The organism is Methylobacterium sp. 1973, assembly GCF_040545035.1.
Taxonomy (GTDB): Bacteria; Pseudomonadota; Alphaproteobacteria; order Rhizobiales; family Beijerinckiaceae; genus Methylobacterium; species Methylobacterium fujisawaense.
Map to the genome: position 1 here is coordinate 203,215 of NZ_JBEPLA010000004.1, position 24,018 is coordinate 227,232.

General features: G+C 69.6%; 21 protein-coding genes. 16 read left to right on the forward strand and 5 right to left on the reverse strand.

Going from position 1 to position 24,018, the window contains the following annotated elements; translation table 11 throughout:
• Positions 1 to 158 precede the first annotated feature (158 nt).
• On the forward strand, positions 159 to 1,412 hold the full coding sequence (locus ABIC70_RS10470; RefSeq protein ID WP_244447648.1) for a glycosyltransferase family 87 protein: 1,254 nt from the start codon (positions 159 to 161) through the stop codon (positions 1,410 to 1,412).
• Here ABIC70_RS10470 and ABIC70_RS10475 read toward each other — a convergent pair.
• Together ABIC70_RS10475 and crtD are read right to left on the reverse strand one after the other, a co-directional pair.
• Entirely contained in the window at positions 1,372 to 2,232 is an 861-nt protein-coding gene (locus tag ABIC70_RS10475; RefSeq protein ID WP_043757989.1) for a carotenoid 1,2-hydratase, read from the reverse strand. The two genes, ABIC70_RS10470 and ABIC70_RS10475, sit on opposite strands and share 41 nt — an antisense overlap.
• Positions 2,229 to 3,764, reverse strand: a complete 1,536-nt coding sequence (crtD, locus tag ABIC70_RS10480) for a 1-hydroxycarotenoid 3,4-desaturase CrtD (protein WP_354439681.1) — start codon at positions 3,762 to 3,764, stop codon at positions 2,229 to 2,231. The genes ABIC70_RS10475 and crtD overlap by 4 nt, the downstream gene beginning before the upstream one ends.
• Before the next feature lie 109 nt (positions 3,765 to 3,873).
• Between crtD and ABIC70_RS10485 the strand changes: the two genes are divergently transcribed.
• From ABIC70_RS10485 to ABIC70_RS10555, 15 genes are all read left to right on the forward strand, one after another.
• A complete protein-coding gene (locus ABIC70_RS10485) occupies positions 3,874 to 4,743 on the forward strand; it encodes a polyprenyl synthetase family protein (RefSeq protein ID WP_043352586.1) in 870 nt (289 codons plus the stop codon).
• A 20-nt stretch (positions 4,744 to 4,763) separates the two neighbouring features.
• Positions 4,764 to 5,900 carry a methyltransferase gene (locus ABIC70_RS10490; protein ID WP_182591813.1) on the forward strand — a complete coding sequence of 379 codons (1,137 nt, stop codon included), beginning with the start codon at positions 4,764 to 4,766 and terminating at the stop codon, positions 5,898 to 5,900.
• 94 nt (positions 5,901 to 5,994) lie between these two features.
• Positions 5,995 to 6,933 (forward strand): chlorophyll synthesis pathway protein BchC, encoded by a 939-nt coding sequence (gene bchC, locus ABIC70_RS10495; RefSeq protein ID WP_354439682.1) that lies wholly within the window; start codon positions 5,995 to 5,997, stop codon positions 6,931 to 6,933.
• Positions 6,930 to 7,934, forward strand: a complete 1,005-nt coding sequence (locus ABIC70_RS10500; protein ID WP_043761204.1) for a chlorophyllide a reductase iron protein subunit X — start codon at positions 6,930 to 6,932, stop codon at positions 7,932 to 7,934. The genes bchC and ABIC70_RS10500 overlap by 4 nt, the downstream gene beginning before the upstream one ends.
• 3 nt (positions 7,935 to 7,937) lie before the next feature.
• A complete protein-coding gene (gene bchY / locus ABIC70_RS10505; RefSeq protein WP_043757979.1) occupies positions 7,938 to 9,467 on the forward strand; it encodes a chlorophyllide a reductase subunit Y in 1,530 nt (509 codons plus the stop codon).
• Entirely contained in the window at positions 9,467 to 10,933 is a 1,467-nt protein-coding gene (gene bchZ / locus ABIC70_RS10510) for a chlorophyllide a reductase subunit Z (protein ID WP_043757976.1), read from the forward strand. Before bchY ends, bchZ begins: the two co-directional genes overlap by 1 nt.
• A gap of 35 nt (positions 10,934 to 10,968) precedes the next feature.
• The gene (locus ABIC70_RS10515; RefSeq protein WP_170861823.1) at positions 10,969 to 11,190 is read left to right on the forward strand and encodes a hypothetical protein; all 222 of its coding nucleotides are present in this window, start codon (positions 10,969 to 10,971) and stop codon (positions 11,188 to 11,190) included.
• A 127-nt stretch (positions 11,191 to 11,317) separates the two neighbouring features.
• Positions 11,318 to 11,554, forward strand: a complete 237-nt coding sequence (pufB, locus tag ABIC70_RS10520; RefSeq protein ID WP_043349888.1) for a light-harvesting antenna LH1, beta subunit — start codon at positions 11,318 to 11,320, stop codon at positions 11,552 to 11,554.
• Positions 11,555 to 11,564: 10 nt separating this feature from the next.
• Complete coding sequence (gene pufA, locus ABIC70_RS10525; RefSeq protein ID WP_012319766.1) at positions 11,565 to 11,756, forward strand: light-harvesting antenna LH1, alpha subunit; 192 nt, start codon at positions 11,565 to 11,567, stop codon at positions 11,754 to 11,756.
• Between the two features lie 82 nt (positions 11,757 to 11,838).
• On the forward strand, positions 11,839 to 12,663 hold the full coding sequence (pufL, locus tag ABIC70_RS10530) for a photosynthetic reaction center subunit L (RefSeq protein WP_043379897.1): 825 nt from the start codon (positions 11,839 to 11,841) through the stop codon (positions 12,661 to 12,663).
• A gap of 80 nt (positions 12,664 to 12,743) precedes the next feature.
• Positions 12,744 to 13,724 (forward strand): photosynthetic reaction center subunit M, encoded by a 981-nt coding sequence (gene pufM, locus ABIC70_RS10535; protein ID WP_043379895.1) that lies wholly within the window; start codon positions 12,744 to 12,746, stop codon positions 13,722 to 13,724.
• A gap of 10 nt (positions 13,725 to 13,734) precedes the next feature.
• Positions 13,735 to 14,832, forward strand: coding sequence for a photosynthetic reaction center cytochrome PufC (pufC, locus tag ABIC70_RS10540; protein ID WP_354439687.1), 1,098 nt, complete (start codon positions 13,735 to 13,737; stop codon positions 14,830 to 14,832).
• Between the two features lie 108 nt (positions 14,833 to 14,940).
• A complete protein-coding gene (locus ABIC70_RS10545) occupies positions 14,941 to 15,084 on the forward strand; it encodes a DUF3096 domain-containing protein (protein WP_075380395.1) in 144 nt (47 codons plus the stop codon).
• 165 nt (positions 15,085 to 15,249) lie between these two features.
• A complete protein-coding gene (gene ppdK / locus ABIC70_RS10550; RefSeq protein WP_111473873.1) occupies positions 15,250 to 17,940 on the forward strand; it encodes a pyruvate, phosphate dikinase in 2,691 nt (896 codons plus the stop codon).
• Between the two features lie 193 nt (positions 17,941 to 18,133).
• Entirely contained in the window at positions 18,134 to 18,385 is a 252-nt protein-coding gene (locus ABIC70_RS10555; RefSeq protein WP_043379889.1) for a hypothetical protein, read from the forward strand.
• Between the two features lie 88 nt (positions 18,386 to 18,473).
• Here ABIC70_RS10555 and ABIC70_RS10560 read toward each other — a convergent pair whose 3' ends face one another.
• From ABIC70_RS10560 to ABIC70_RS10570, 3 genes are all read right to left on the reverse strand, one after another.
• Positions 18,474 to 19,973 carry a peptidoglycan L,D-endopeptidase MepK gene (locus ABIC70_RS10560; RefSeq protein ID WP_354439690.1) on the reverse strand — a complete coding sequence of 500 codons (1,500 nt, stop codon included), beginning with the start codon at positions 19,971 to 19,973 and terminating at the stop codon, positions 18,474 to 18,476.
• 141 nt (positions 19,974 to 20,114) lie between these two features.
• Complete coding sequence (locus ABIC70_RS10565) at positions 20,115 to 22,124, reverse strand: L,D-transpeptidase family protein (protein ID WP_354439692.1); 2,010 nt, start codon at positions 22,122 to 22,124, stop codon at positions 20,115 to 20,117.
• A gap of 246 nt (positions 22,125 to 22,370) precedes the next feature.
• The gene (locus ABIC70_RS10570; protein ID WP_043357728.1) at positions 22,371 to 23,855 is read right to left on the reverse strand and encodes a sigma-54-dependent transcriptional regulator; all 1,485 of its coding nucleotides are present in this window, start codon (positions 23,853 to 23,855) and stop codon (positions 22,371 to 22,373) included.
• Between the last annotated feature and the right edge of the window lie 163 nt (positions 23,856 to 24,018).

Below are 24,018 nucleotides of genomic sequence, written 5' to 3' on the forward strand. Positions count from 1 at the left end.
CCGCAAACAGCGCTGTTAACGGGCTTCAAACCGCGGGAACCTAAGCTTCCGCCAAGTCCGGATACCGAAATCGCCCGATGCCTGCGCCTCCCCAGTCCCGCGCGCCGGGCCCCGCGACCGCACGTTTGCCTGCCTTATGGGCCGACCTCGCGGATCTCGTGAGCAGCGACGCCCGACTGTCCGCCTTTGCCATGCGCGCGGCCCGTGTGCTGGTCCCGTTCGGCCTCGCCCTGGTCCTGCTGGTCTACGGGACCGGCCCGGAGCCGCGGCGGAACTGGTACGGCGATCCGCTCGGAAACGATTTCGCTCAGGTCTGGACGGCGGGCCGTTCCGCTCTGGAGGGCCGGGGCGGCGAGCCCTACGATCTGCCGGTGCATCTGGCGAACATGAAGGCCGCCTTCGGGCAGGATTGCCGCTTCGCCTGGCACTACCCGCCGGTGTTCCTCCTGCCGGCGGCCGCCATGGCGCTCATGGAACCGCAGCCGGCCTATCTGCTCTGGATTGCACTCTCGGTCGCCCTGTTCGCGCTGACGATGCGCGTGGCAGCCGGCCGGATGGATGTGGCTTTCGTCGCGCTCGCGCATCCCTTGGTCCTGAGCAACCTCGCCTACGGCCAGAACGCTCTGTTCACGGCGTCGCTTCTGACCCTCGGCGCGGTGCTCGTGGACCGGCGCCCCTGGCTGGCCGGGCTCTGCTTCGGCCTGCTGGCCTACAAGCCGCATTTCGCGGCGCTGGCGCCCGTGCTCCTGCTGGCGACCGGGCGGCGGGATTGTCTGGCGGCCTGCCTCGCCACGGTGCTGGTCCTCTGCCTCGCATCGCTGGCCCTCTTCGGCACGGCGCCCTGGAGCGGCTTCTTCGGCACGCTCGGAGACACGAATCGGATCATCCTGCAGAACGCCGCCGCGGGCCTCGACCTCAATGCCAGCGCGTTCGGGGCCGTGCGCTTGGTCGGCGGCGCGATGGCCACAGCCTGGATCGCGCAGGTGCTCGTCGCCGCACTGGCCCTCGGGGTGGCCTGCCGCGCCTGGTGCCGCCCCACCGACGCGGCGCTGCGCGCGGCGGCGCTCGTCGCCGCAGCGCCGATGCTGTCGCCGTATCTGCCGGTCTACGATCTGGCGCCCGTCGTCCCGGCCACGCTCCTGCTGGCCCTCGCCGCGCACCGGGCGGGCGGATTGCGACCGCACGAACGCGTCCTGATCTGCTGTGCGCCGCTCTTCGCGGTCACGCGGGAGGTGGCGGGGCTGACCGGCTTTCCCCTCGGATTCGTGCTGAGCGTCGCAACGCTCGCCTGCATTGCCCACCGCATCCGGCCCTGGACGGTCTTCGAAGGTCGGCACCGAACCGGGAGGGGCGGCGTCGACATCCAGGCCCTCACGGGGCCAGCGGCCGGGGAATCCGGAAGGGCAGCATGAGCCGCACCAGCGGGTTGCGGAACCGGTCGAGCGACAGGCTCTCGTGCATGGCCCGCACCGGCTCGCCGCCCAGCGTCGAGGCGAGGAGCGAGCGGGCGTAGAACGGCGTGTCCTCGTAGGTCGCGAGCACCCGCGACCGCCCGTCATCGCTGCGGGTCTCGCGCGGCATCCGCCAGAACCCGGTCGCCGGTAGCGACGCCGCGGGCGGCGGCCGTATCTCGCGCCGGCTGCCGTCGGCTGAGAACCGGAGCGACAGATTCTGTCCGCCGCCGTCTCGGTGGTGGACGTCGTACAGAATCGCGGCGCCGTCCGGCAGGTCCGCCCGGCACCACGTCCATCGGGAGAAGGCAGCCTCCAGCGGTTCGTCGCCGTCATTCGTGTCGAAATAGCCTCCGCCGCTCCAGCGCAGATCCGGCTGGTCGAAATCCACCTCGACCCGGGAGGACGGCGCCATCGGCCACCAGCGGTGGCGGCCCGCCCTGTCGAGATGGAACGGGCCCGCCGTGAAACCGCGCGGCTCGAGACGGACGGTGCCGCGGAGTCGATGGGGCAGCGGCGCCCCGCGCTCGTCGATGCGAACGGTCAGCGCCGTGCCATCCCAGTGCATCGCGCTCGGGCCGATGGCGATGTGGTCGGGGCCGCGCGACAGGCTGGCGGCGCGCCGCTCGGTCATCGCGAAGCGGCCGCGATCGCCATAGAGGACCACATTCATGGCGCAATGGGCGAAGGGGTCCTTCTCGGCGCTCCACGCGTAGTAGGGCGAGAACACGCTTCCGATGAACGCGATGATCGTGAGGCCGTGACGGCCATCGTCGCTCACCGCATCGACGTACCACCACGCGTAGCCGCCCCGCGCGACCGGGCCATCGAATCGCGGTCCTCCAGGATCGCCGCCGCTGCCAGCCGACCCGATTGCGCGGCCATCGGCACGCCCGGGCCGGGATGGACCGAGCCCCCCGCCAGATAGAGGCCCGGCAGCGCCGTCCGGGCGCCCGCGCGCTTGAAGGTCGTCGCCCATCCCTGCGCCGCCCGCCCGTAGAGCGCTCCGCCCGTCCCGGGAAAGAGGGCGTCGAAATCCCGTGGCGTCGTGGTCACCGCCGACGACGCGAAGGTCAGGGTGAGCCCGCAGGCCTCCAACCGGCGGATCAGGGTCGTCTCGCATCTCTGGGTCTCCGACGGCGTGAGCGGTCGCTCCCGGCCATCCGCCGGTGCGTTGACGAGCATGAGCAGGCGCTCGGGCCCCTGCGGCGCGGTCCCCGCCGCGTCCCGGTCCTGGGCACAGACGTAGACCGTGGGATCGTCGGGCAGGCGACGGTCGCGCAGGATCGTGTCGAACTCGGCCCGATAATCGCGGGAGAAGAAGACCGTGTGGTGCGCCAGCGGGAAGCCGGCAGGCACCGCCTCCGCGCAGAATGTGACGGCGGACAGCGAGCGCTCGCCGGGCGCGAGCCGCTCGCCGGCGACGACGGCGTCCGGTCCGAACAGGCCCGCGCCGAGGGCGGCGCAATCGGCATTGCAGACGACGCGGTCGGCCGGAACCGTCGTGCCGTCGGCCAGGCGCACGCCGACGACCCGGCCGCCCGCGGTGAGGATCCGCTCGGCCTCCGCAGCGTAGCGGAAGGCCGCGCCGCGCTCCGCGGCGAGATCGGCCACGGCCCGCGCGAGGCCGCTGAGGCCGCCCGAAACGGTCCAGATTCCGGCCTGCTCGACATGGGCGACGAGCATCAGCGTCGCCGGCGCGGTGTAGGGCGAGGCGCCGCAATAGGTGGCGTAGCGTCCGAACAGCTGGAGCAGCCGGGGATCGCGGAAGTAGCTGCCCAGCGCAGACTGGAGCGTGGTGAAGGGCTGGATCCGCCAGAGATCGCCGAGGCCCGACAGGCCGACCCTTTGCGCGAGGCCGGCGGGGCCGGTCCGGCCCTCGCGGATGAACGGCCCTTCGAGAGTGCGGTAGACCTCCGCCGAGCGAGCGCAGAAGCGCCGATAGCCGTCCGCCTCACGCCGTCCCGCGAAGGCCGCGACGGCGTCGGCGGACGCCTCGATGTCGGCGAACAGGTCGAGGCGCTCGTCCCGGCTCCAGGCATGCCGGGCGAGGAGCCGAGCCGGCGCCAGGGAGACCCGATCCCCGAGCTCTGCACCGCATTCCGCGAACAGCTCCTCGAAGACCCAGCGCATCGTGAAGACGGTCGGGCCGGCCTCGATGGCGCGGTCTCCGACGGGGATGGCGCGCATCTTTCCGCCGGGCTGCTGCGCCCGTTCGAGGACCGTGGTGTGGAATCCGGCATGAGCGAGCCGCACGGCCGCGGCGAGACCACCGATCCCCGCTCCGATCACGACGACGCGCTCCTGCGCCACGGTCGCTCCACCTTCTCCCCCGGAAACGGGATTGATCTGATGGCGCCAAAGTGTCAATAAGAAATGACACTTGTTGCTGACAACCGCACACAACACGGGAGGCAACGCGATGGAGTCCGGTCGGCGGATCGAGATGGCGCTGGATCGCGCCGTTGCTCACGCGGAGGCGCCGGGCGCGCCGCCCCTTCTGGCGGAGGCGCTCCGTTACGCGGTGTTCCCGGGCGGGCATCGGATCCGGCCGCGGCTATGCCTGTCGGTCGCCCGCGCCTGCGGTGATGACGACCCGGCCGGCTCAGAAGCGGCGGCCGCAGCCATCGAGCTTCTGCACTGCGCCTCCCTGGTCCATGACGACCTGCCGTGCTTCGACGATGCGCCGATGCGGCGGCAGAAGCCCTCCGTCCATGTCGCTTTCGGCGAGCCCATCGCCGTCCTGACCGGCGACGCCCTGATCGTCCTTGCCTTCGAGACACTGGCCCGGTCCGCCGGCTCCCATCCCGCCCGCCTGGGACGGCTCGTGGGCCTCCTCGGTCGCGCCGCCGGGTCGCCGTCGGGCATCGCCGCAGGGCAAGCCTGGGAATCGGAGGCCCATATCAGCCTCAGCGACTACCAGCAGGCGAAGACCGGGGCCCTGTTCGCCGCCGCCACCGTCGCCGGCGCCGCCGCGGCGGGAGCGGATTCGGAGCCCTGGCGCCGCCTCGGCGAGTGCCTCGGCGAGGCCTATCAGGTCGCCGACGACCTGCGTGACGTCGCCTGCCGCCAGGAGGAGATCGGCAAGCCTGCCGGGCGCGACGCAACTCTGGGGCGGCCCAACGCTGCGGCGCTTCTGGGCACCGGCGGCGCGCTGGATCGGCTGTCGAGACTGACGCGCGAGGCCGTGGCGGCGATTCCGGCCTGCCCGGGCATGGCCGCGCTGACCGCCGAGATCGAGGCGCAGGCGCGGCTGTTCCTGCCCGCGAGCCTGCGGGCGGTGACGGCCTGACCGGCCGATCGCTCTCCGGCATCGGTGCGGCGGCGTCCGTCCCGTCCGCCTGGACGGATCGATGGAACGCCTGGCGCAGCCGCCTGGTCGCGAGCCCCCGCTTCCAGCGCTGGGCGGCGGGCTTCCCCCTCACGCGGGGCATCGCCCGCCGGAACACGCGCGCCCTCTTCGATCTCTGCGCGGGCTTCGTCTACGCGCAGGTTCTGACTGCCTGCGTCCGCCTCGACCTGTTCGCGATCCTGGCCGAAGGCCCCCTGACGATCGAAGCCCTCGCTCGCCGGCTCGACCTGCCGCCGGACAACACCCAGCGCCTTCTTCGGGCCGCGGAATCCCTCGGGCTTGTCCGCGCCCTGTCGGGTGAGCGGTTCGGGCTGGCCGATCTCGGCGCCGCTCTCGTCGGCAATCCTGGGATCGCCGCGATGATCGAGCATCACGCGCTGCTCTACGCAGACCTTGCAGATCCGGTGGCCCTGCTTCGCGGCCAGGCCCCGCCGACCGGACTCGCGCGCTACTGGCCCTATGCCTCCGGCCTCTCGGGCGATGCGCAGACGGTGGCCCCCTACAGCGGCCTGATGGGCGCCTCGCAGGCGCTGATCGCGGAGGACGTGCTCGATGCCTGCGACCTGTCAGGGGTCCGGCACCTGATGGATGTCGGAGGCGGGGAGGGCGCCTTCCTGCAAGCGGTGGCAGGACGGCACGCGACGCCGCGCCTGACCCTGTTCGATCTCCCCGCCGTGGCCGAGCGCGCCGCCAGCCGCTTGGCCCAGGCCGGCCTCGAAGGCCGGATCGCCTGCCGCGGCGGCGATTTCCACGGGGGCCTGCCGACCGGCGCCGACACGATCTCCCTCGTTCGGATCGTCCACGACCACGACGACGAGCCCGCCCTGGCGTTGCTCCGAGCGGCCCACGCGGCTCTGCCGCCGGGCGGAACGCTTCTGCTCGCGGAACCCATGGCCGGAACGCCGGGCGCGGAACCGGTCGGGGACGCCTATTTCGGCTTCTATCTCCTGGCGATGGGATCCGGGCGCCCGCGCCGTGCGGAGGAGCTCCGCGCGATGCTCCGGACGGCAGGATTCGCCGTGACGCATGAACATCCGACCCGACGCCCGCTGCTCACCCGAGTTCTGAAAGCCCAAAAAACAGGCCGTCTCAAGTAAGTGTCACTTGACGCTGGCCTGTGTCTATCTAGGATGACACTTAGCGGCTTCGCATCAGAGAGAGTCGCAAGGCAAAGGGTGGACGATTCCAGCCATGGACGCTCTGGCCGTCATTCTGGAAAACCCGGAGCACCTTTCGGTTCAGCGCTTGGCTCTGACGCCGCCCGGCGATGCCGATGCCGTGGTGGCCATTTCCTGGAGCGGGATCAGCACCGGCACCGAGCGCCTGCTCTGGTCGGGCCGCATGCCGCCCTTTCCCGGGATGGGATATCCGCTCGTACCCGGCTACGAATCCGTCGGGACCGTCATTGAGGCCGGCGCCGATACCTCGGTTCGGGTCGGCCAGACCGTCTACGTTCCGGGGGCACGCTGCTTCGGTTCCGTCCGCGGCCTGTTCGGCGGCGCGGCCTCTCATTTGGTGGCGCCGGCCGCCCGGCTCGTGCCGGTGGACGCGTCGCTGGGCGACCGGGCCTGCCTCCTGGCCCTGGCGGCGACGGCCTATCGCGCCCTCGGCGGGATCCGGCCCGGGGCGACCCCGCTCATCGTCGGGCACGGCGTCCTCGGACGGCTGCTCGCCCGCCTGACCCTGGCGGCCGGCGCGGAGCCGACGGTCTGGGAGACGGATCCGGCCCGGGCCACGGGAGACCATGGCTACGCGGTCATGGCGCCCGGCGCCGACCCGCGCCGCGACTACGCGACGATCACCGACGTCAGCGGCAACGCCGCCGGCCTCGACGACCTGATTGCCCGGCTGGCGCCCGGCGGCGAGATCGTCCTGGCCGGGTTCTACGAGGCTCCCCTGAGCTTCGCCTTCCCGCCCGCCTTCATGCGCGAGGCGCGCATCCGGATCTCCGCCGAGTTCCGTCCGGAGGACACGGCGGCGGTGACGACGCTGATCGAACGCGGACGCCTGTCCCTCGACGGACTGATCACCCACCGTCTTCCCGCGGGTCGAGCCCAGGACGCCTACCGCACCGCATTCGCGGATCCGGCCTGCCTGAAGATGATCCTCGATTGGAGGGACGCCGCGTGAACGTTCAGCTCAACAAGGCCGCCCTGTCCCAAGCCGCGCAGCTCCGCGCCGAGGCCGCGGTCGAACCGGATCCCGTCGCGACGAGCCCGGCCAAGAAAGAGACCCAGATCATCGCGATCTACGGCAAGGGCGGCATCGGCAAGTCGTTCACCCTCGCCAATCTCAGTTACATGATGGCCCAGCAGGGCAAGAAGGTCCTGCTCATCGGTTGCGATCCGAAGAGCGATACCACCTCGCTGCTGTTCGGCGGCAAGGCCTGCCCGACCATCATCGAGACCTCGACCAAGAAGAAGCTGGCCGGCGAGGCGGTCGCCATCGGCGACGTCTGCTTCAAGCGCGACGGCGTCTACGCCATGGAACTCGGCGGCCCGGAGGTCGGGCGCGGCTGCGGCGGCCGCGGCATCATCCACGGCTTCGAGCTCCTCGAGAAGCTCGGCTTCCACGAATGGGGCTTCGACTTCGTCCTGCTCGACTTCCTGGGCGACGTGGTCTGCGGCGGCTTCGGCCTGCCGATCGCCCGGGACATGTGCCAGAAGGTCATCGTCGTCGGCTCGAACGACCTGCAATCGCTCTACGTCGCCAACAACGTCTGCTCGGCGGTGGAGTATTTCCGCAAGCTCGGCGGCAATGTCGGCGTCGGCGGCCTCGTGATCAACAAGGATGACGGCACCGGCGAGGCGCAGGCCTTCGCGGATGCCGCCGGCATCCCGGTCCTCGCCTCGATCCCGGCCGACGACGATATCCGCCGCAAGAGCGCGAATTACGAGATCATCGGCCGGCCGGAGAGCCGCTGGGGCAGCCTGTTCTCGGATCTGGCCGCCAATGTCGCCGACGCCGCGCCGCACCGGCCGACCCCGCTGACGCAGGATGGGCTGCTCGGCCTGTTCTCCAGCGACGTCACCGGCCGCGACGTGGTGCTGGTGCCTGCGACCCACGAGGACATGTGCGGCGTCGCCCACGTGTCCAAGCCGTCCCTCGAAGTCGTCTACGACGAGGTCTGAGCGATGGCCGTCTCCCTCGACATCGCCGATCTGCGGGCCCGCCAGGCGGCGCCCACCATCGATCGCGCCGCCACCGAGGGCGACGGGCTCGGCTGCCACGCCGGCAAGGACGCGATGCGGGCGGCCGCCGAGGCCGCCGGCCTGTCGGACACCCTGGCACAACTCCGCAGCGACTATCCGCAGGGTCCGCACGACCAGCCCCAGAGCATGTGCCCCGCCTTCGGCTCGCTCCGGGTCGGGCTGCGCATGCGCCGGACCGCCACGATCCTCTCCGGGTCGGCCTGCTGCGTCTACGGCCTGACCTTCACCTCGCACTTCTACGGGGCCCGGCGCAGCGTCGGCTACGTGCCGTTCAATTCCGAGACCCTGGTCACCGGCAAGCTGTTCGAGGATATCCGCGAGGCGGTCTACGCCACGGCGAAGCCCGAGGATTACGACGCCGTCGTCGTCATCAATCTCTGCGTGCCCACGGCCTCCGGCGTCCCGCTACGCCTTCTGCCGAAGGAGATCGACGGCGTCCGGGTGATCGGCATCGACGTGCCGGGCTTCGGCGTCCCGACCCATGCCGAGGCGAAGGACGTGCTCGCCGGCGCCATGCTGAAGGTCGCCCGCGCGGAAGCCGAGCAGGGACCGGTGGCGGCGCCCCGGGGCGGCCGTTCGGAGCGCCCGAGCGTGGCGCTCCTCGGCGAGGTCTTCCCGGCCGATCCGGTGGTGATCGCGTCGCTCCTGGAGCCGCTCGGACTCGCGGCCGGCCCGGTGGTGCCGACCCGCGAGTGGCGCGAGCTCTACGCCGCCCTCGACTGCGCCGCCGTGGCGGCGATCCACCCGTTCTACACCGCCTCCATCCGCGAATTCGAGGCGGCGGGCCGCCCGATCGTCGGTTCGGCCCCGGTGGGCGTCGACGGAACCGCCGACTGGCTCGACCGGATCGGCGAGGCCTGCGCGGTGCCCCGCGCCACCGTCGAGGCGGCCAAGAACCGGATCCTGCCCGGCATCCGCGGGGCGCTCGCCGCCATGCCGATCAAGGGCCGGATCACCCTCTCGGGCTACGAGGGCTCGGAGCTGCTGGTGGCCCGGCTGCTGGTCGAGAGCGGCGCCGAGGTCCCCTATGTCGGCACCGCCTGCCCGCGCACGCCCTGGTCCGAGTCCGACCGCGCATGGCTGGAAGCGCGGGGCACGCAGGTTCAGTACCGCGCCTCCCTGGAGGACGATCTCTACGCCCTGGATTCGCTCAAGCCCGACCTCGCCATCGGCACGACGCCGGTGGTGCAGCGGGCCAAGGAGCGCGGCACGCCCGCCCTCTACTTCACCAACCTGATCTCGGCCCGCCCGCTGATGGGCGCGGCCGGCGCCGGGTCGCTCGCCACGGTGATCAACGCCGCGCTCGGCAACAAGGCGCGGTTCGATGCCATGCGCGACTTCTTCGAGGGCGTCGGCACCGGCTACGCCGCGGGGGTCTGGCAGGAGGTGCCGCAGCGGCGGCAGGGCCCGAAGATCGAGGGCCCGAAGAAGCCGATCGGGGAGATGGCATAATGCTGATCCTCGATCACGACAGGGCCGGCGGATACTGGGGCGCGGTCTACGTCTTCACGGCGATCAAGGGCCTGCAGGTCGTCATCGACGGCCCCGTGGGCTGCGAGAACCTGCCGGTGACGTCGGTGCTGCACTACACCGATGCGCTGCCACCCCATGAATTGCCGATCGTGGTCACGGGCCTCGCCGAGGAAGAGCTCGGACGGCACGGCACCGAGGGCGCCATGAAGCGCGCCCACGCGACCCTCGATCCCGGCCAGCCCAGCGTGGTCGTCACCGGCTCCATCGCCGAGATGATCGGCGGCGGCGTCACCCCCGAGGGCACCGGCCTCCAGCGCTTCCTGCCCCGGACCATCGACGAGGACCAGTGGCAGGCCGCCGACCGGGCGATGCGCTGGCTGTGGCAGGAATACGGGGCGAAGAAGTTCGCCAAGAAGGGCATCCCGGCCCGGCCGGAGCGCAAGCCCGGCGAGCGGCCGCGGGTCAACCTCATCGGTCCGGCCTACGGCACCTTCAACATGCCCTCCGACCTCGCCGAGATCCGGCGGCTGGTGGAGGGGATCGGCGCCGAGGTGAACCTGACCTTCCCGCTGGGCTCGCACCTCGCGGACGTGCCCAAGCTGGTCAACGCCGACGCCAACATCTGTCTGTACCGGGAATTCGGCCGCCTGCTCTGCGAAGACTTGGAGCGGCCCTACCTGCAGGCGCCGATCGGCATCCTCTCGACGACGAAGTTCCTGCGCTCGCTGGGTGCCATTCTGGGCCTCGACCCGGAGCCGTTCATCGAGCGGGAGCGGCATACGACCATCAAGCCGGTCTGGGATCTCTGGCGGTCGGTGACCCAGGATTTCTTCGGTACCGCGAGCTTCGGCATCGTCGCCACCGAGACCTACGCCCGGGGCGTGCGCCATTTCCTCGAGGACGAGATGGGCCTGCCCTGCCATTTCGCCTTCGGCCGCTCCGCCGGGCTGAAGCCCGACAACGACGCCGTGCGGGCCGCCATCGCGGCCAAGCCGCCCCTGGTTCTCTTCGGGTCGTTCAACGAGCGGATGTACCTCGCGGAGTGCGGCGCCCGGGCGACCTATGTTCCGGCCTCGTTCCCCGGCGCCATCATCCGGCGGCATACCGGGACGCCGTTCATGGGCTACGCGGGCGCCACCTACCTGGTCCAGGAAGTCTGCAACGCCCTGTTCGACACCCTCTTCCACATCCTGCCGCTCGCCCGCGACATGGACAAGGTCGAGGCCACACCGGCCCGCCTCCACCGCGAGCTGCCCTGGGACGAGGCCGCCCGTCAGGCCCTCGACAGCCTCGTAGAGGCCCAGCCGGTCCTGGCGCGGATCTCCGCCGCCAAGCGCCTGCGCGACGCCGCCGAGCGCGCCGCACGCGACACAGAATCCGCCGCCGTGGCGCCCGCCCATGTGGCGCGGGCCCGGGCCGATCTCGCCGGGGGGATCCCCGCGTGAGCCGCCTTTCCGTTTCACCCAGAGGAGACCTGACGATGAGAACGATGGTCCCGACCGGCCGCCAGCATCAGGAAGCCATTCAGTTCCGGCTGATCCTGACGGCGACCTACCCGTTCTTCCTCGCCGCGGCCGCGCTGAACCGGTTCCGGCCGGCGCGCGAGGCGGCCCGTCCTGGCCTGGCACCGGCGCGGCGCTCGGTCTTCGGCGAGGCCCGCGCCATGGCGGTTCAGGCGATCCCCTTCGCCTTCATGGGCTGACACGCCCTTGAGCGAGACACTTCCGTCCGGTCACGCGGGGGAAGTCGAGCCGCGACCGCTGCAAGGCATCGTGGCTGAACCCGTCGCGCCTCGTCAGAGGCGCGGCCAACACACGGAGGTCTGAACGATGGCGAGTGGACCCGTCACAACAGAAAGACCGAGCAGCCTGTCCGGGCTGACGGAACCGGAAGCCAAGGAGTTCCATGCGATCTTCCTGACGAGCTTCCTCATCTTCACGGCGATTGCCGTGGTCGCTCACATCCTCGTCTGGTTGTGGCGCCCCTGGCTTCCCGGACCGCAGGGCTACGCCTCTCTCGACGGCGTCCGCGATGCGGCCCACGCCCTCGTCACGATGATCGGCTGAGGAGGATCGAATGCACAAGGTTTGGTTGCTCTTCGATCCGCGGCGCACGCTGGTGGCTCTGTTCACCTTCCTCTTCATCCTGGCGCTGCTGATCCACTTCATCCTGCTCTCGACCGACCGGTTCAACTGGCTTGACGGTCCGAGAAACAACAAGGCGGCCGAGAACACCATCACGCTCGCGCTGCCGCAGATGCCGGCCTGACCGCCGGTCCGGACCGCGGCGCGCGAGGGCCGCGGTCACCCCAAACCTTCCCTTTCTCCGGCCTGACTGAGGAGCAGCCGCCATGGCGATGCTGAGCTTCGAGCGCAAATACAGGGTCCGCGGCGGCACCTTGCTCGGCGGCGACCTGTTCGACTTCTGGGTCGGGCCGTTCTTCGTCGGCTTCTTCGGGGTCGTCGGTTTGTTCTTCACGGTGCTGGGCACCGCCCTCGTCATCTACGGCGCGGCGATCGGGCCGACCTGGAACGTCTGGCAGATCAACATCGCGCCGCCGGATATCAGCTACGGCCTGCGGCTCGCCCCGCTGAAGGAGGGCGGTCTCTGGCAGATCATCACGTTCTGCGCGCTCGGGTCCTTCGTGTCCTGGGCGCTGCGCGAGGTCGAGATCTGCCGCAAGCTCGGTATCGGCTACCACGTGCCCGCGGCCTTCGGGATGGCGATCTTCGCGTATTTCACGCTGGTGGTGGTCCGGCCGTTCCTGATGGGCGCCTGGGGATACGGCTTTCCCTACGGTATCCTCAGTCACCTCGATTGGGTTTCCAACACCGGCTATCAGTATCTGCACTTCCACTACAATCCAGCGCACATGCTGGCCGTGACGTTCTTCTTCACCACGACGCTCGCCCTGGCGATGCACGGCGGCCTGATCCTGTCGGCGACCAACCCGAAGAAGGGCGAGGTCGTGAAGACGCCGGAGCACGAGGACACCTTCTTCCGCGACACGATCGGCTACTCGATCGGCACGCTCGGCGTTCACCGCCTCGGCCTGTTCCTGGCCCTGTCGGCGGGGTTCTGGAGTGCGGTCTGCATCGTGATCAGCGGGCCGTTCTGGACGCAGGGTTGGCCGCAATGGTGGGGCTGGTGGCTCAATCTGCCGGTGTGGCGATGACAAGCCGGACGCGATCGGAACGAAGGACATAACGCGGGTCGCCGCCGTCGAGCGCGCGGCACTCCGGGGGAGGGCAGGCCATGGCCTATTACCAGAACATCTTCACGCAGGTTCAGGTGCGCCCGCTGGTACCGGAGCACGGCGTTCCGGTGGCGGTCGATGACCGGATCGGCAAGCCGTTCAACAGCTACCTGTTCGGGCTCATCGGCAACAGCCAAGTCGGTCCGATCTATATCGGCTATATCGCGGCGCTCTCGATCGTCTGCGGCTTGATCGCCTTCGAGATCATCGGGCTCAACATGTGGGCCTCGGTGAATTGGGATCCGGTCCAGTTCGTCCGGCAATTGCCGTGGCTCGCCCTGGAACCGCCGCTCCCGAAGTACGGGCTGAAGGTCCTTCCACCCCTCAACGAGGGTGGCTGGTGGCTGATCGCCGGCTTCTTCCTGACGGCCTCGATCCTCCTCTGGTGGGTCCACCTCTATCGGCGGGCGCGGGCGCTCGGGCTCGGCACCCACGTGCCGTGGGCCTTCGCGTCGGCGATCTGGCTCTACCTCGTCCTCGGCTTCATCCGGCCGGTGCTGATGGGATCGTGGTCGGAAGCCGTGCCCTTCGGCATCTTCCCCCACCTCGATTGGACCGCGGCCTTCTCGCTCCGCTACGGGAACCTGTTCTACAACCCGTTCCACATGCTCTCGATCACGTTCCTCTACGGATCGACGCTGCTGTTCGCGATGCATGGCGGCACGATCCTGGCCTGCTCGCGCTACGGCGCCGAACGTGAGATCGATCAGATCGTCGACCGCGGCACGGCCACCGAACGCGCAGCCCTGTTCTGGCGCTGGACCATGGGCTTCAACGCCACGATGGAGTCGATCCACCGCTGGGCCTGGTGGTTCGCGGTCCTGACAACGCTCACGGGCGGCATCGGCATCCTGCTCACCGGGACCGTGGTGGACAACTGGTACCTCTGGGCGGTCAAGCACGGCGTCGCGCCCTCCTATCCGCAGGTCTACGGCCCGATCGTGGATCCCGCTCATCTCGCACCCGGCATGAAGCCGTGAGGAGGCCGTCATGAAGACGATTCTGGCGGTCATCGGCGGGGCTCTGGCCCTGTTCCTCACCATCGCGATGTTCGGCGGCGCGGGCTGGACCCATCCGCCGATGGCGAACAAGCAGACCGGCTTTCGCGGAACGGGCATGGACCTGATCCGCACCCGGGCCGGGAACGCGGCGCTGTCGGCGACCAACGTCGCGCCGGCCCCGGCCGACCCGGCTGAGGCAGGGGGCGACAAGGCTTCGGCGGTCTACCAGAATGTGCAAGTTCTGGGAGATCTCTCGGCTGAGCAGTTCAACCGCTTGATGGTGTCGATCACCGAGTGGGTCGCACCCCAGCAGGGCTGCACGTACTGCCACAGCACCGAGAACATGGCTTCGGACGAGCTCTACCAGAAGCGCGTCGCCCGGCGCATGCTTCAGATGACCCAGTACATCAATTCCACCTGGAAGGAGAAGCACGTCCACGAGGCGGGTGTGACCTGCTACACGTGTCACCGCGGCAATCCGGTGCCGGCGAATATCTGGTTCGACCACCCGGTTCAGGGGGCGGGGCGTTTCATCCCGCGCAACAACAGCCAGAATCTCGCGTCCGCGGAGGTCGGCAACACGTCGCTGCCCTACGACGTCTATCAGGCCTTCTACCAGCACAAGGACACGCCCGAGGATGCGGTGCGGGTCAACGCCACCACGGCGCTGCCTGAGACGAAGGGCAAGCCGATCCAGGACGCGGAGAAGACCTTCGCAATCATGATCAGCATGTCGCAGTCACTGGGCGTGAACTGCACCTTCTGCCACAACACCCGCTCGGTGGCGCAGTGGGATACGAGCACGCCGAACCGCGTCCATGCCTGGTACGGCATCCGCATGGTCCGCGATCTGAACCAGGACTACATGACGCCGCTGACCTCGGTCTTCCCGCGGAATCGCCTCGGCGTTCTGGGCGACGTGCCGAAGATCAACTGCGCCACCTGTCACAACGGCGCCAACAAGCCGCTCAACGGCGCCAACGTGATCGAGCCCTATCCGGAACTGTCGCACCCGACGATTTCGGCGAACCTGCCCACGGGCGAGGCGAAGGACCCGATCCCCGGCACCGAGACGCCGAAGCCGTGATCGGACCGGAGCGGCCGGACCGTCCGGCCGCTCCGCTCAAGCTCCGGGGAACCTCTGTTGGGTAAAGGCGTCGATACCGGCGGCCAAGCTCGGCCTCAGGAGGCGCCCGTGACCATCACCATCTCGAACCTCCAACCGCTCATCGCGATCCTTGCCGGGATCCTGATCCTGGTGATGCCGCGGCTGCTCAACTACATCGTCGCGATCTACCTGATCATCGTCGGCGTGATCGGGCTCGGAATCCTCCATTGAGGGGCAGCGCCCGCACCGCGACGCGGGGGGCCTGACAGACCGTCGAACCCGTCATCCACGCACGCACAGGGCCATCGCGCGTTCATCTTGCGTTGCGCTGCGGGATGGTCCAACCCCGCCCATCAGCTCGGCCAGCGCCGGGCACCAGATACGGACGGGATCGACATGGCGACCGGAAGCGCGAAGTGGGTCTACGCCTTCGGCGACGGCAAGGCGGAGGGCAAGTCGCAGATGCGCGACCTGCTCGGTGGCAAGGGCGCCAACCTCGCCGAGATGTGCAATCTCGGCCTGCCGGTTCCGCCCGGCTTCACCATCACCACCGAAGTCTGCACCTACTACTACGATCACGGGAAGTCCTACCCGCCGGAGTTGAAGGATCAGATCGCCGCTGCGCTCGCCCAGATCGGCACGCTCACCGGCCGCAAGTTCGGCGATGCCACGAATCCCCTCCTCGTCTCGGTCCGCTCGGGCGCCCGGGCGTCGATGCCCGGCATGATGGACACGGTCCTGAACCTCGGGCTCAACGATGAGACCGTGCTGGCGCTGGCCAAGGAGGCCGAAGACGAGCGCTTCGCCTTCGATTCCTACCGTCGCTTCATCACCATGTATTCGAACGTGGTGCTGGGCGTTGAGCACCACGCCTTCGAGGAGGCGCTGGAGCAGTACAAGGAAGCCAAGGGCTTCGAGCTGGACACCGAGCTCAGCGCCGCGGACTGGAAGACGCTCATCCAGACCTACAAGAAGATCGTGCGCGACGAGCACGGATCCGACTTCCCGCAGGTCGCGGACGACCAGCTCTGGGGCGCGATCAGCGCCGTATTCAATTCCTGGATGATTCCCCGGGCCAAGAAGTACCGGGAGCTGAACAACATTCCGGAGAGCTGGGGCACGGCCGTCAATGTGCAGGCCATGGTGTTCGGCAACATGGGCGACACGTCGGCCACCGGCGTCGCATTCACCCGCAATCCGTCCACCGGCGAGAAGGCGCTCTACGGCGAGTTCCTGATCAACGCGCAGGGCGAGGACGTGGTCGCGGGTATCCGCACGCCGCAGAACATCACCGAGAAAGCCCGGATCGAGGCCGAGAGCGACAAGCCTTCCATGGAGAAGGCCATGCCCGAGAGCTTCGCGGAACTGACCCGGATCTACGGGATCCTGGAGTCGCACTACCGCGACATGCAGGACATGGAATTCACCATCGAGAAGGGGAAGCTCTGGATGCTCCAGACCCGCAACGGCAAGCGCACGGCCAAGGCCGCCCTGCGCATTGCCGTGGATCTGGCGGGCGAGGGGCTGATCTCCCGTGAAGAGGCGATCGGCCGGGTCGAGCCCGGGGCGCTCGACCAGCTCCTGCATCCGACCATCGACCCGAAGGCGGACCGCAAGGTCATCGCCTCGGGCCTGCCGGCCTCGCCCGGCGCGGCGACCGGCGAGATCGTGTTCAGCTCCGAGGACGCGGAGGCGCACCGCAAGGCCGAGCGCAAGTGCATCCTGGTGCGGATCGAAACCTCGCCCGAGGACATCCACGGCATGCACGCCGCCGAGGGCATCCTGACCACCCGGGGCGGCATGACGAGCCACGCGGCCGTGGTCGCCCGCGGCATGGGCAAGCCCTGCGTCTCCGGCGTCGGCTCCATCCGGATCGACTACAAGGCGCAGACCCTGACGGTCGGCGGCAACACGCTCAAGGCCGGCGACAAGATCACCATCGACGGGTCCACCGGACAGGTGATCCAGGGCGAGGTGAAGATGCTGGAGCCCGAGCTGTCGGGTGACTTCGCCACCCTGATGGAATGGGCCGACGCCTTCCGCGGCATGAAGGTGCGGGCGAACGCCGATACGCCGACGGATGCCCGCACGGCGCGCAACTTCGGCGCGGAGGGCATCGGCCTCTGCCGTACGGAGCACATGTTCTTCGAGGGCGACCGCATCATCGCGGTGCGCGAAATGATCCTGGCAGACGACGCCGAGGGCCGCCGTGCGGCACTCGCGAAGATCCTGCCCTATCAGCGCCAGGACTTCCTCGAGCTGTTCACGATCATGTCCGGGCTGCCGGTCACGATCCGTCTGCTCGACCCGCCGCTCCACGAGTTCCTGCCGCATACCGATGCCGAGGTCGCCGAGGTCGTGAAGGCGACCGGGGTCGCCGAGGAGAAGATCCGGCACCGGATGCGGGAGCTGTCCGAGCACAACCCGATGCTCGGCTTCCGCGGCTGCCGGCTCGCCATCGCCTTCCCGGAGATCGCCGAGATGCAGGCCCGGGCGATCTTCGAGGCGGCCGTCCAGGCCGCCGCCGATACCGGTAGCCCGGTCACGCCCGAGGTGATGGTGCCGCTGGTGTTCACGCGCGCCGAGTTCGACATCGTGAAGGCGCGCATCGACGCGATGGCGAAGGCTGTCGCCGAGGAGAAGGGCGCGACCCTCGACTATCAGGTCGGCACGATGATCGAGCTGCCGCGCGCAGCGCTCAAGGCCGGCGAGATCGCCGAGACGGCCGAGTTCTTCTCCTTCGGGACGAACGACCTGACGCAGACGGCCTTGGGCATCTCCCGCGACGACGCGGCAACCTTCCTGGGCCCGTACACCCAGAAGGGCATCCTGCCGGCCGATCCGTTCATCACCATCGACCAGGAAGGCGTGGGCGAACTGGTGCGCATCGGCGTCGAGCGCGGCCGCAAGACCCGGCCGAACATCAAGCTCGGCATCTGCGGCGAGCACGGCGGCGATCCGGCCTCGATCGGCTTCTGCCAGGAGGTCGGCCTCGATTACGTGTCCTGCTCGCCCTATCGGGTGCCGATCGCCCGGCTCGCGGCCGCCCAGGCGGCGCTGGGCAAGGTCTCGGGCAAGGAAGGCTGAACGCGCGCCGGAGGCCGCTGCGCGGCGGCCTCCGGACGGCGATCAACCATCCGAATGAAGACCAGTGGAAAAACCTCGCCTTTCGGTTGAACTCGACTCTTTGTGAGGCGTTCTTTCGTTGAACGAGGCGGTCTGGCGTGCGCCTATTCGGCCTGCGTCGGGTCAACGTCGCCCGTCAGAATCGGCCGTCAAGATGTCTCACAGCCCATCGCCGCTGTGCCTCACCGGGACCGATGCGGCCGCGTCAGTGCCGCGCGCGGCCGTCCGTGCGTATCTCGCCCTGGTCGGCGGTCTGGGCGGCTTGGTGACCGCCGTGATGCTGATGATGTCGGTCGCGGCCAACAGCGGTGGCGAAGCCGAACGCATCGCCGGGACGCAGGACGACAGCTACGCGGCAACGCTGGTCGGCGCCTTGGCGGTCAACCTGTCCAAGCCTCTGCGCTGAATCGAACGGGTGCGCTGGCCGCCCTGCACGAGCCGTCCGACGCGGACGGGCAGGCGAAGCGCACCTCCCCGTCAGACCGACGCCTCGATCAGCGTGCTCCGGGCAAGGCGCGCGCGGCGGAGCCGGTAAACCGGGTTGTCAGGTCATCGCCCGGACTGCGCGTGCTGAACCGCGTCGTGACGCGGTCCGGAACCGCAGCGACGACCGAGTCGGGCGCTGCACTGCGGAGACGCGTGGCAGCCACATGCACGGGGACAGCGCGGCTCGCCGGCGTCGCAACGGGACCGGCCGACACGGAATCGAACAGGGCGCGCAGCTGGGCCTTGGCGTCCGCGTCCGGAGCCACGAGCGAACGCGGACGAACCGGGTCCGGCGCCGTGGGCTTGCCGAGGGCGCGAATCTCGCTCGCGGACGGAAGATTGGCCATCCCCCGTTCGAGCGCGGCGAATTGCACCGGGCGCGGTGGCGGAAGCGGCATGTTCAGGCTCGCGACCGCGGCTGCGAGGTCCGAGGGACGCCGCGGCGGCAGCGGCGTCGTGACCGCCGGCATGGCGTCGTCGGCGGGCGCGGTTTGATCGGCCGTCAGAAGCGACTTGGCATCGGACGGCTTGATCTCCGCGCTCTTCGCCTGAGCCCGCGCCGCCAGCGAACCGCGCAGCGCGTCGTCGGTGGCGGGGGCCGCATAGGCGAGGGCCGTCCGTGCGCCCACCGGATCCTGCGGATCGGCGCTCGCCACGGCGACGACGGGGGCGCGCCGTCCCTTCTTCTCGACCGCCACCGGCGGCGGTGCCGGAGCGGGCTCGGGGCTGGATCGACCGCCGCCGAACAGACTCGCCAGGAAGCCGAACAGGCCGGGACCGTCTTCTTCCTCGCCGCCGGCCATCTGGGTCGTGATCCCCGCGACGGTACCGCCGCGGGCCAGGATCTCGGCCTTGGCCTCCTCATAGCGCGGGAAGGGTCGATTGTCGCTCGGGAGCAGCACGGTCTTGCCGTCGGGGAAGAGCCGGGCGAGCTGATCGTGGGTCATCCGCGGCCACATCCGCACGGAACCGACATCGAGATGCACGAAGGGCGTTCCGGCATGCGGATACCAGCCGACGCCACCCCGTTGCATCTGGAGCCCGACCTCGCGGATCCGGTCGATCGAGACGTCCGGCACGAAGAAGTCCATCGCCTTGCCGAGCATGTGCTGGCTGTACTCGGCCACCATCTTGGAGCGGCGGCGAAGCATCGCGTTGGTGCCGGGAGACCGATAGGCCGAGACGATGTGGATCGGTTGCGACGAGCCGACCTGGCGATAGGCCTCCCAGACCGTATCGAACAGCCGCGGATCCATCTTGGTGGGCTCGTTGATCCGCCAGTCGCGGAGCAGCCAGTTCAGCTGATCGAGGGCCGCGCGGTCGTAGCGGCCATCGCGCTTGAACGTGATGGTCGCGCTTTCCTGCGTGTGCGTGTGGTAGATGGTCAGCGAGCGGGTGTCGCCGTTGGCCACCGCGTCCTCGGTTTCGGCCGTCCCGACCAGCACTCCGAGCACGAGGCCGGACAAGCCGAGGGCGAGATGACGGAGGGGACGCGGGAGACTGGGCACGACGGTCCTGATCCTCTCCCGAACCCTCGCCCGACGCATCTCAGCCCGGGCTGTCGGTCGAAACGGCTAAGGCTCGACCGTGGCGAAATCGTGCCCGGCTGTGCGTCTGCGCACGCGAAAGTTGCGGGTTCCGCGGGTGGCCTACCACCACCCGCGCGGCGCCGATTGCTGCGGCGCAGGCGTCCAGAGCCCGGGCTCGCCGTATTCCGGCGCGCTGTCGGCCCGGGCGGCGCGGCGCAGGGACCGGCGCCGCGTGTCCGCGTCCTCGTAGCGCCCTTCGGGCCACGCCTCGGCATTGGCCACCGGGCGCTCGGGCGCGCGGCGATGGACCGTCCGCGCCACGGTAGGCTTCGGGGCGGGCTCGGCCTTGCGCCGCGGCGGCTCGTCCGGCAGCCGGGCGATCGCCGGTCCGCCGCCGCCGGGCAGCCCGAGGGCCGCGCGCATCGGCGCGTCGTAGCCGTAAAGGTCCGGCAAGGTACGGTAGGTGCCGCCATCGTCCACGAAGGCGGTGAAGTAGGCGAGATGGACCGGCAGCTTCTCCGGCAGCCGGATCGTCCGCTCGCCCTTGCCGATCAGCTTCTTCAACCTGTCCTGAGACCAGTCCGGCAGCACCGCGTCGGCAAGGCGGAACGGGTCGTCGACGCGCACGCAGCCGTGGCTGAAATCCCGCTTCGAGGCTGAGAACAGCGAGCGGTTGGGCGTATCGTGCAGGTAGACCGCGTGCTGGTTCGGGAACATGAACTTGATGAAGCCGAGCGCATTGCGCTCGCCGGGGGGCTGGCGGAGCGAGATGTGCCCCCCGCGGCGGACGACCTCGTAGCCCCCCCAGGTCTTGCCACCGTAGCCGGCGAGCTTCGGCGCCATCGTCTTCAGGATCGAGGGCGGCACGTACCAGGACGGGTTGACGACCGCGTATTCCATCAGCCCCGAGAACAGGGGCGTCCGCGATTCCGGCTTGCCGACGATGACCCGCGCCTCATCGCGCAGGACGCCGCCCCGGTAGGCGCGCAGGCGGTATTCCGGGACGTTGACCAGGATGTAGTCGGATCCCAGATCGCCGGGAAGCCACCGCCACCGCTCCATGTTGACGATGAGTTCGGCCTCGCCCCCCGTCGGGCGTGCGGCGCGACCGGCATCGGCCAGGGCCAGGACCGTCTGGACGTTCAGGACCCCGTTGCCCGGCAGCCCGCGGCCGCGCTGGAACTTCGCGACCGCGTCGGCGACGACGGTATCGTACTCGTCCGGCTCGCCGGGGGGCTTGTCGAACGTTCCGGCCGGGCGGCTCTCGAGATTGAAATGCGTCCGGAGCAGCGGCACGCGGGCATCGCGCATGCCGACGCGCAAGGCCGGCCCGGCCGGAAGACGCAGCGGCTTCACGGCGGTCGCCACGGGACCGCGCAGGGCGGCGAGACGCGCCTTGAGGGCGAGATAGCCGGGCGTCGCCGGATTGTAGCCCTGGAGCGCCTCGCCCGCCTTCGCGCCGGCTTCATCGAGCTTCGCCAGCACCGCGTCCCCAGCGGGAAGATCGAGATGCGGCGTGATCAGCCGCGAGATCGAGGCCAGGTTGACGCGGCCGCCACGGGCGTCCCGGGCATAAAGCACGGCCGCCGCGGACAGGCGGAGATCGGCATCGGCGAGCGCCTTCTCGTCCGGCTTATCGGGCAGCGACGGGACTGTGTAGGCACGCGAGTCGAGACCGTCCTCGGCGGCAGCCGCCAGCCGGGCCGACACCGCCTTTGCGGCCTCGGTCCACGCCCCGCCGGAGATCCAGAGGGGCTTGTAGGTGCGGGCTTCATAGAAGCTCCGGATCGCATCGCGATCCTTGCCGGTCAGACGGAGCAGAAGGGGGGCGGGATCCGCGAAGCGGGCGAAGACCGCAGCACCGAGCGGATCCGTCGGGGCGACCGGCGCCGTGGCGGCGGGGGCCGGTGCCGGCTCGGCCGCCGGTGCCTCAGGCTTGTAGTCGGGTAGAGCCGTCGTGGCCGGAGCCGAGGGAGCCGCCTGCGCAGGCGGCGCGGTGGCTGGCGATGCCGGGACATCGGCGGTGGGCTGGTCCAGCGAGACGGTCTCCGCACGAAGCGAGGCGGCCGGGGCCAGCGTACCGCAGAGAAGGGCGGCCAGCGCCATGAGGCTGGAGCGCGGGACGCGCATCGTGATCTCCCGGGGTGCGGCGGCAGGACCGCACGCTCAGAGTGTGATTATCCGCGCAAGCGTGGCTTTCAGCAACCGCAGTCGTCGCGAATAGAACCTCTGTCGCGCAGATGAATGTGTCATTTCTAATGCTGCTCAGCTTATGATCTACCTAATCGTCGGTCGATTGCGTGCAGCATCAGGTGAATTTCCCGCACCACCGCGCCGACCGAATGCGGTCGGTGCGTTAGCGCACGCGGCGCTCGATCAGGCCGCGTCCTCGGTCTTCGCGTCGTCCTCCAAGCCCAGATCCTTGAGCTTGCGGTAGAGGGTGGAGCGACCGATGCCGAGGCGGCGCGACACCTCCGACATCCGCTGCCGATAGAACTGGAGCGCGAAGCGGATGATCTCCGCCTCCAGGACGTCCATCGGCTTCATCTCGCCGGTCTCCTCGGTCACGAGGGACATGGCGTGAGGGTCGCGCACCTCCACACGGACGATCTCGCGCACGGGCTCGGGGGCGTAGGCCGGCATCTGCGTCTGAACCGGCAGGGCCGGGATGCGGACGTCGAAGCCTTCCACCTGCGCGGCGATCTGGGGGAATTCGGCCACGGTCAGCTCGTCGCCGTCCGCGAGCACGACAGCGCGGAACAGGGCATTCTCCAGTTGCCGGACATTCCCCGGCCAGGGATAGCGCGTCAGCAGTGCCATCGCCTCCGGCGTGATGGCCCGCACGCGCTTGCCTTCCTCGGCCGAGAACCGCGCGCAGAACGAGCGAACGAGGTCGGGTATGTCCTCGCGGCGCGCCCGCAACGGCGGCAGCGTCATCGGGAAGACGTTCAGGCGATAATAGAGATCCTCGCGAAACTTGCCCTGCTTGACGAGGTCGAGCAGCGATCGGTTGGTGGCGGAGACGAGGCGGATGTCCACCCGCACGGAGCGTTTGCCGCCGACGGGATCCACCTCGCCCTCCTGCAGGGCCCGGAGCAGCTTGACCTGCGCGTCGAGGGGAAGCTCGCCGATCTCGTCGAGGAAGAGCGTACCGCCCGAGGCCTCGACGAACTTGCCGGCATGCTTTTCGGTCGCACCGGTGAACGCGCCCTTCTCGTGACCGAACAGCGTGGATTCCACGAGATTCTCGGGGATCGCCCCGCAATTGACCGTCACGAACGGCTTGCCGCGCCTGTCGCCGGATCCCTGGATCGCCCGGGCCAGCACCTCCTTGCCGACGCCGGACTCGCCCTCGATCAGGACCGGGATATTCGATTTCGCCGCCCGCTCGGCGAGGCGGATCAGCCGCTCCATGTCGGGGCTTTTGGACGTGAGATCCTTGAAGGTCAGCGCCCCGGAGGCCCGGCGGCGCATGCGACGCACCTCCTCCTCCAGCGTATCGACCCGCAGGGCGTTCTTGATCGAGACCTGCAGCCGCTCGGCACCCGCCGGCTTGACCACGAAGTCCACGGCGCCGGCCCGCATGGCGCCGACCACCGTGTCGATGGAGCCGTTGGAGGTCTGGACGATCACCGGGGTGGCAAGGCCGCTCTTGCGCATCTCGGCCAGCACGCCAAGCCCATCGAGACCGGGCATGACGAGGTCGAGGAGCACGACGTCCGCGCCTTCGGACCGGAGCAGGGCCAGTGCGTCCGCGCCCGTTTCGGCGACCCGGGGCTCGAAGCCGAAGCGGCGCACCGCCGCCTCGGCGAGACGCCGCTGGACCGGATCGTCGTCCACAATGAGCACGGTGGCGGACATGGCGGCTCCCTGAACGGCGCGCGAAGGCCGGACTCGCGACATGGGCTCAACCCCGTCACGGGCTCCGATTCGGCGACTGTTTCGTTTCGAGCCGTAGGGTGACCCACAGACGTAAAGTGGCGCTTAACGACGTTTGCATCGTGTCGTCGACGATCGCGCGGGG